This window comes from Phycicoccus mangrovi, assembly GCF_018729305.1.
GTDB classification, from domain to species: Bacteria; Actinomycetota; Actinomycetes; order Actinomycetales; family Dermatophilaceae; genus Phycicoccus; species Phycicoccus jejuensis.
On sequence record NZ_JAHHWP010000032.1, the window covers coordinates 1 to 4,440 of the forward strand.

At 66.8% G+C, this 4,440-nt stretch carries 4 protein-coding genes; 2 read left to right on the forward strand and 2 right to left on the reverse strand.

Features of this window, described 5'->3' with window-relative positions; translation table 11 throughout:
• The first annotated feature begins 135 nt into the window (after positions 1-135).
• Positions 136-585 carry a hypothetical protein gene (locus tag KMZ30_RS21355; RefSeq protein WP_215520190.1) on the forward strand — a complete coding sequence of 150 codons (450 nt, stop codon included), beginning with the start codon at positions 136-138 and terminating at the stop codon, positions 583-585.
• Positions 582-3,239 carry a phospholipase D-like domain-containing protein gene (locus KMZ30_RS21360; RefSeq protein WP_215513618.1) on the forward strand — a complete coding sequence of 886 codons (2,658 nt, stop codon included), beginning with the start codon at positions 582-584 and terminating at the stop codon, positions 3,237-3,239. The genes KMZ30_RS21355 and KMZ30_RS21360 overlap by 4 nt, the downstream gene beginning before the upstream one ends.
• 74 nt (positions 3,240-3,313) lie before the next feature.
• Here the strand turns inward: KMZ30_RS21360 and KMZ30_RS21365 are convergent, their stop codons facing one another.
• The gene (locus KMZ30_RS21365) at positions 3,314-4,186 is read right to left on the reverse strand and encodes an IS3 family transposase (protein WP_215520191.1); all 873 of its coding nucleotides are present in this window, start codon (positions 4,184-4,186) and stop codon (positions 3,314-3,316) included.
• Positions 4,183-4,440: transposase (locus tag KMZ30_RS21370; RefSeq protein ID WP_215520192.1), on the reverse strand; the 258-nt coding region annotated here is incomplete at its 5' end. The genes KMZ30_RS21365 and KMZ30_RS21370, both read right to left, overlap by 4 nt.

Genomic DNA, 4,440 nt, shown 5'->3' on the forward strand with positions numbered 1-4,440 from the left:
CATCCCACCCGCCGAGTTCGAGACCACCTACTGGGCCGCCATCACGCCCAAGACCTACCCTGAAGCACCCGTCCCCGCCGGGGCCGGTTCCAAGTAACCAAGCCTCCACAAAACCCGGGGCGATTCAACCCCTCAGTGAGGGGGCTGTCGGACCCCGAACGCTCCTTGGTGCGGCTGGCATTGGGTGCACGACGGGTCGGCACCCTCGAGCCGCGTGCCACGGCCTACTTTGAGGGCAAGGACGACGACAACCAACAATTGACGCCAACGTGGATGCTGGACCGGATGACCGAATGGGGGGACCGGAGTGTGCGGGACTTCGGCCGCTACCTCGTCCGCGTCCTGGTCGAACGCTCCCAGCGGATCGCCCTCAAGAAGACCCGATACCGGTCTGACGGTGTCGTGAGCATTCCCTCGCGCGTCTATGTCCGAGACGAGTTCATCTTTCGGGACTCAAACGAGGGGGGTGGAGGGGTGGCGTTGCGCTGGGACCAACTCACCACCGTTCTGGGCGGACTCGGCTACGTGCAACGTAACGCCGACGACCTGTGGGAGGTCACCGACCGGGGACGGTCCGTCCAATGAGCCAGGCAACGGTTGAGGTCGTCCCGAATCTCCTGACCTTCCTGCGCGAGGAGGAGCGGCACGGCGACCGGCAAGCACGCGAGGCCGTGTTCCTCACCTTCAACGCACACCTGGGATTCCTCGAGTCGCGCGCCTTAGGGCTGTGCCAAGCAGCCGGTGCCCGGGTCACCGTAGTCGCGGACGCTGGAGTGTGGGATCCGGACCCTCGCGGCACGCTGCACGCGGGGTACGGCTACCACGTGGGCCTGGTGCCCAACGCCGGTGCATTTCACCCCAAGGTGCTGGTGTTGGTTGGTCCTGCTCGCGCTCTTGTCGCCGTCGGCTCCGGGAACCTGACCCTCGGAGGATGGCAATACAACGCAGAACTAGCCACGGTGTTCACGGGTGACCGGAAGACAAGCCCCGCGATCTTCCGGCAAGTGGCCAGCCTGCTCACCGACCTTGCCCAGCAAGCCACCCTCGACGACCTAACCGTCCGCGCGCTCGGCCGCACCGCAACCGACCTGAACGACCTCATGTCTCAAGCGACTCTCACGGACCCCGAACACAGGTTGGTCTCGTCGGTCCACGAACCAATCCTGCAGCAACTGCCGGACGGCCCCGTAGACGAGTTGCTGATGTACGCCCCGTTCCACGACCCAAGATGCGCGGCGATGCAGGCGCTCATCGACCACTTCCAGCCCGAACGCGTTGCCCTCATGGTCCAACCCGGCTGGACGGTCATCAATGGGTCGAGCCTGCAGGCCCTGATTGACCGGAACCCAGTGCCGATTCAGGTCCTGCTCGACCCAGAGAACGAAGAATCCGCGGGACGGTACCGCCACGGCAAACTCGTCGAGTGGGTCGCCGGCGGACAGCGGTGGGCGTTAACGGGCAGCGCCAACCTCTCAACGGCCGCCTTGCGTCTGTCGTGCGCCTCACCCGGCGGCAACTACGAAGTGGGTGTCGTGTCCCCCATCAGCGACACCCTCTTCCCTGACGCGATCCCACTTCAACCCTCCCAAGTCCCCACCGTGGTCATCACTCTCGATTCCGCGGCAGATGACCCCGGCGCCGCCAAGCCGATCCTCCTCTCGGCAATCCTCGGCCCCGACTGCGTTGGTCTCACCCTCGTTCCGTGGCCTGAAAGCCTGGACGTCCAGGTCTCCGAAAGGGGTCAATCCCCGGACGACTGGGTCACGGTCGACGTGCTGGCTGCCGATACCTCTGAGGCAATGGTGAAGCCGAGAGTCCTGGCTGGGAGCCGCATCCGCCTGATGGGGTCGGACCATCGAGCGAGTACACCGGTATTCGCCACCGACCCCGACGCAGTCATGCGCCGCCCAGGGGCGGAGTCGAGATCCAGGACTGGTACCGCCCGGCCACACGACCTATGGTCCAGTGACCTCAACGTGTTGAACGCCCTTGCGAACGAACTCGGCGAACTCGCGCGAGACATCGCCGCCACCCGTGGACCGGGAACGTCCGACACGGGCGCCGACAGCGGCGAGGCTGAGCAAGACGGCGACCACGCCCGCCGAAGAGACACCGACGTCCAGCAGTGGCTATGGGTGAAGGACGACACCATCGCCCGTTTCGGCCCGCACCTGACTGCCTTCTCCCTGGCACTGCCCGCGATTCCGGTAAGCGGCCAAGGTGAACTCCGATGGCTTGACCGGTTGACCGACGACAACGAACCCGCGCTCGAGGATGACACCGCCGAACTCGTCGCAGACGAGGAAGACGAAACCGAAGACTCGGACGAGGAGAGCGAAACCCCGGACCACAGCCACGATGCCGAAGACCACAAGCGCGCTCGCCGGCGCTGGTGCACCAAGGCGGCCGACCTGCTAAGTGACCTTCCACTGCCGTCCCGCATGCTGGTCCTTCGGCTCACGCTCATCTTCTGGTCCAGCGGCAACTGGAAGCCCGGCGATGTCGAACCCGTGCGCTTGGTCGACAGTGCCGCGCGCAGCCTCGATGCCACCGTGACATCGGCCGAGCTGGAGTCGAGGGTGAGCAGCCTTGCGGCCGTGGCGATGGCGATGGTGCGCGACCGGGTCTCGCTCGACGAGCGCACCGAAGGAAACCTCATCTATCGCGGCCTCAGCCGCGACCTCGCCTTCCTAACCATGGATTCCGAACCTGACCTCTTGGCGGAGTACGTGCGGTTCCAGCGGACCGCCACTGGGGCGCCCCTCTCCGTCGAGCAGGTCCAAGAGACCGTCCACCGCCTCCTCACAGAAGACCCCCTCGCCGACGCCATGGCGACACTCGAAGGCCAGGGATGGACCGTCGAACGCACACGGCCAGCCATTCTCAGGATCACAGGCGGGTTCAGCAACCCCGAAACAACCGCGCTGCACGTCCTTGCGTTAGCCGAGGAGACAGACCCTGTAGGCGTCTGGGCGGTCAGCGACTCGGGCAAATGGGCGTTCATGGCATGGAGCCGTCCAGACATCATCCGAGTCACTCCCCACCCCCAAGGGCTTCGCTGGCGGCACCAGTACCTCACCGGCCTCGTCGGACCGGCAGCCCTGTATGCACAGAGATTCTCATCCGACGGTCTGCCCTACGAGAAGCGTCATATCCCCCAGAATCAGCCATTCCCCGGTGCTCTTGCCTTGCTCGAGCGCCTCGGAATCTCGGCTGCCGATCTTCAGAGGGGGATCTGATGGATGGGCTGTCCCAATTAGGACTCCGACGGGGGGAGCCTGACCCGGTTTCCCGGACAGTTTCGGTGTGGTGATCATGCCGCGGTGATGGCGGCGGTGTGAAGGGCTTCGTACTCGTGCGGGGACAGGTACCCCAGGGTGGAGTGCCGCCGGCGGGGGTTGTACCAGCCTTCGATCCATTCGAAGATCGCCGCGGCCAGCTCCACGCGTGAGGTCCAGGGGCGGCGGTCGAGCAGCTCGCGCTGCATGGTGGACCAGAACGACTCGATGAGGGCGTTGTCCCCTGACGAGGCGACCCGGCCCATCGACCCGAGCAGGCCGGCGTCGCGCAGGCGGTGACCGAAGACCCACGAGGTGTACTGCGAGCCGCGGTCGGCGTGCAGGATCGTGCCCAGCACGGGGCGGCGTTGCCAGCGGGCCATATCCAAGGCGTCGACGACGAGCTCGGTGCGGATGTGGTCGGCGATTGACCAGCCCACGACCCGACGGGAGTAGGCGTCGATGACCGCGCAGCAGTACACCCACCCGTCGCTCGCGCGGTGCTGGGTGATGTCGGTGAACCACACCCGGTTCGGAGCGTCGGCGGTGAAGACCCGCTGCACCAGGTCCTCGTGCGTGGCCGGCGCAGGATCGTGCCCGCGCTTGCGACGATGGCACACCCCGACCAGCCCGGCCTGGCGCATCAGCCGGGCCACCCGCTTGCGCCCGCACGCGAGGCCGAGCCCCAGGCGCAGCTCGGCGTGCACCCGCGGGGCGCCGTAGGTGCCGCGGGAGTCGGTGTGCACCCGTTCGATCGTGGCCGCCAGCTGCGCGTCAGCCACCGCCCGCTTCGAGGGCGGCCGGCCGACGGCCTCGTAGTAGCTGGAGCGGGCGATGCCCAGCACCTCGCAGGTCACCGCGACGGGGTAGCCGTCGGCGGCCAGCTCACGGACCAGCGGGGCGCTCATTTTGGGGGCAGCACGTTCTCCTGCGCGAAGTAGGCCGAGGCCCGTTTGAGGATCTCGATCTCCATCGCCTGACGGCGGTTCTCTCTTCGCAGCCGGACCAGCTCCTCGTGCTCGCTCGAGGTCAGGCCCTCGCGGCGGCCGGCGTCGACGTCGTCCTTAGCCATCCAACGGCGCAGGCACGACTCGCTGATCCCCAAGTCCTTGGCGATCGTCGCGACCGACGCGCCCGGCACCCGGGTCAGCTCCACCGCTCG

Bases quoted from the DNA above. Each gene is read 5' to 3' on its own strand.
- KMZ30_RS21360 (WP_215513618.1), top strand. From the start codon at position 582: ATGAGCCAGGCAACGGTTGAGGTCGTCCCGAATCTCCTGACCTTCCTG.
- KMZ30_RS21365 (WP_215520191.1), bottom strand. From the start codon at position 4,186: ATGAGCGCCCCGCTGGTCCGTGAGCTGGCCGCCGACGGCTACCCCGTC.